The organism is Bradyrhizobium sp. UFLA05-125 (assembly GCF_059803515.1).
The window spans coordinates 1-3229 of record NZ_JBANBJ010000155.1; the positions used below are offsets into that span (position 1 = coordinate 1).

The following is a 3229-nucleotide window of genomic DNA, read 5'->3' on the forward strand; positions in this document are numbered from 1 at the left end:
GTAACCCTCCGGTGAGCACCGCGGCTGCGGCTAATTGAGTCCGCAGCATTTCTTGTATTTCTTGCCTGATCCGCATGGACATGGCTCGTTGCGACCGACCTTTTTCCTCGGGGCTGTGACGTTCCTTGGGTCGATGTCCTGGACTGGCTGGCAGTTGGCAAGGCGCCATTCGTTGAGGATGACGACCCAGTCGGCGATCTTGTCGGGTGCGGCCGCCATGAGTGTGTCACGGTCGTCCACCTCGTTTTCTCCTCTGGCGATGTCGGCGAGCAGCAGCATTCCGCTCATCGCCGCCGCCGTATCGATGTCGGCGTCGAGCAGCTTTTTCCAGGCTGCCGGGCGCAGCGCGACGGCCTTCTCGAAGCCCTCGATCCAAAGCTCCCAGAGCACGTCGCCATTGCGGGTGTCGACGGAGAACAACGGACTGTAGCGCTCTGGGCGCTCCGTCAGCGTGCGCGCGACGTTGTTGTAGTGCTCCATGACGAGACCGAGAGCCCGATTGGCATGGTCAAGGTTCTCGAAGACCGGCGCCTGGTCTGCGGTGTCCTCATGCCAGACGACCGGAAGCCAGTCGCTGGGCATGATCAGCTCCGGACAGACAAGCAAGCCGGCGATGAAGCCATCAAGCTCTTCGAGCAGCATGGTGTCCTCGCCGAGGGCGAGCAGTTCCTCGTCAAGCTGCTTGATGCGGCGCGACAGACCGGACATGGGCGCTCCAATTCCATGGCAGCAGTTCATGAAGCCGTCCTACCGGGAGGCCGGCGATGCGCGCAAGCACGTCGGCGAGCCAGGCTTGCGGATCGACACCGTTGAGCTTGGCCGTCGTGATCAAGGTTGCCATGACCGCGGCACGCTCGGCTCCACGATCGGAGCCGGCGAACAGCCAGGACTTGCGGCCGAGGGCAAAGCCGCGCAGGGCCCGTTCGGCTGCGTTGTTGGTCAGGCAGATCCGGCCATCGTTGACGAAGTGGGCGAACCGATCCCATCGCTTGAGCATATAGTCGATCGGCTCGGCGACCGAGGCCGAGCGCGACAGGCGGCCACGCTGCTCGCGCAGCCAGGCTTCCAGCGACGTGACGAGAGGAGCACTTTGCTCATGCCGTATGCGCAGGCGTTCTTGTTCGCTCAAACCGTTGAGGCCGCGTTCGATCTCGAACAGTGCGTCAATGCGTCTGACTGCCTCCAGTGCGATCGGCGAGATCGCTCCGGCATTCTTGCCGCGCCTGGCATTGGCGGCGATGTCCGCCAACTCGAAGAACTGCCGCCTGGCATGCGCCCAACACAGCGCCGACGTGATCGGCCCCTCCGTGCGCGAGGGATCGTATAACTCGTTGTAGCCATTGTAGGCATCCGCCTGCAGGATGCCGCTGAAGGCTTTCAGGTGCCGCACCGGATGTTCGCCCCGCCGGTCGCGCGAGGCGTAGTACAGTGCCGCCGGCGGCGCCCGGCCGCCAAACGGGCGGTCGTCGCGGACATAGGTCCAGATGTGTCCCTTGATCGTCTTGCCCTTTGCCAGGATCGGCACATTCGTGTCGTCGCCGTGCAGACGCTCGGCACCGAACACATGCGCCTCGATCAGCGCGTGCAGCGGTTGCAGCACGCTCGTGCAGGCGCCGACCAGGTCGGCCAGCGTCGACAGGCTCAGCTCGACGCCCTCCCGTCCATAGCGCTCGCTTTGTCGGTTCAAGGGCTGATGCTGGCCGAACTTCTCGAACAGCATCATTGCCAGCAGGTTCGGTCCGGCAAAGCCGCGTGGCGTCACATGGAATGGCGCGGGAGGCTGGCTGATCGTCTCGCAGGCCCGGCAGGAGAACTTCTCGCGTACGGTCTGGATCACCTTCCATTGACGCGGAACGACCTCCAGCGTCTCGGTGATGTCCTCGCCAAGCTTCGACAGCCGGTCCGAGCCGCAGCAGGGGCAGCAGACCGGCGCCGGGATCACGATGCGCTCGCGCGGCAGGTGGTCGGGGAACGGCTTGCGCGAAGGCCGCTTGCGCTGGAGCGCTTGGGCGGTCTTCGATCTCGCCGCCGCTTGCTCGGCTGCCAGCTCATCCTCGGTGGCGGTTGCTTCCAATTCTTCGAGCTGAAGCTCGATCTGCTCCAGCAGGCGCGCCGTGCGTTCCGAACGGGTGCCATAGAGCTGGCGCCGCAGCTTCTCGATCTCGAGCCTGTAGTGGCTGATCAGCGCTTCCGTGCTCGACAGGTCCGCCCTTGCATTGGCGGCGTCGGCTTCGGCGCTCACCGCCGCAGCCTGCGCCTTGGCCGCCAGCGTCTCTGCCTCAAGGCGCGCAGCGCGCTCGGCGAGGATCATCGCATGCGCAGCCGCAAGATCGGTGGGGAGCGATTCAGAAGCGTCGGTCACAATCCGATGGAATCACATCCATCAGCGACCGCAAGCACAATCCTCATCCCATCGAGGTCGGACGCCAGCTCTCCTGCGGATGGCGCCAATCGATCCCGGACAACAGATAGCCGAGTTGCGCCGGTGAGATCGTCACCACGCCGTCAGCCACGCTCGGCCACAGGAAATGGCCGCGTTCCAGCCGCTTGGTGAACAGACAGGCGCCCTGGCCGTCGTGCCAGATCACCTTCAACAGATCGCCGCGCCGGCCGCGGAAGCAGAACAGATGACCGCTCAGCGGATCGCGCTTCAGCACTTCCTGCACCAGCAACGCCAGGCTCGCGAAGCCCTTCCTCATGTCGGTATGGCCCGTTGCAAGCCACACCCGCACCCCAGTCGGCAACGGGATCATCGTGCCCGTTCCCCCGACAGCGCCACCACCGCTGCCGTCAACGTCGCCGGATCGACCGCGCCTGTGATCCGAAGCTGCACTCCGCTCGCAAACGCGATCTCGATCGTCCCGCCAGCTCCAGCGTGAACCATCAACGCCGGCTGCTCCGGCGCAACCGAGACTGCCGCAAATTGCAGCTTGCCCTCCGGCCGCAATGTCGGTGTGGCGCCAAAGGCACCTGTCCGCGCCTGTCGCCGCCAAACGGTCAGCAAATTGGGATGCACATCGTGCCGCCGCGCCACCTCGATGACGCTGGCCCCCGGCGCCAGGCTCTCTTCCACCATCCGACGCTTCTCGGCCGTCGTCCACCGCCGCCGTCGCTCAGGACCAGAAAGAATCGCAACCTTGCTCACGTTTGCTCATTTGCTGGCAAATCAATTAGCAAACTATCGCAGCCAAGCTCGCCGCCCGGAAGGCGGCCCTCACCGGAGGCTTAC

Annotated in this window: 4 protein-coding genes; all 4 read right to left on the bottom strand. The window is 64.8% G+C overall.

Annotated elements, in window-relative coordinates:
- Positions 1–30: 30 nt before the first annotated feature.
- The 4 genes from SO156_RS45575 to tnpA all read right to left on the bottom strand — a co-directional run bounded on the left by SO156_RS45575 (position 31) and on the right by tnpA (position 3145).
- Entirely contained in the window at positions 31–708 is a 678-nt protein-coding gene (locus SO156_RS45575) for a UPF0149 family protein (protein ID WP_498539430.1), read from the bottom strand.
- Positions 674–2311: an IS66 family transposase gene (gene tnpC / locus SO156_RS45580; RefSeq protein ID WP_498539433.1), complete on the bottom strand. Its 1638-nt coding sequence runs from the start codon at positions 2309–2311 to the stop codon at positions 674–676. The genes SO156_RS45575 and tnpC overlap by 35 nt, the downstream gene beginning before the upstream one ends.
- Positions 2312–2405: 94 nt before the next feature.
- Positions 2406–2753: an IS66 family insertion sequence element accessory protein TnpB gene (tnpB, locus tag SO156_RS45585; RefSeq protein WP_498539431.1), complete on the bottom strand. Its 348-nt coding sequence runs from the start codon at positions 2751–2753 to the stop codon at positions 2406–2408.
- The gene (gene tnpA / locus SO156_RS45590; protein WP_498539432.1) at positions 2750–3145 is read right to left on the bottom strand and encodes an IS66-like element accessory protein TnpA; all 396 of its coding nucleotides are present in this window, start codon (positions 3143–3145) and stop codon (positions 2750–2752) included. Before tnpA ends, tnpB begins: the two co-directional genes overlap by 4 nt.
- Positions 3146–3229 lie beyond the last annotated feature (84 nt).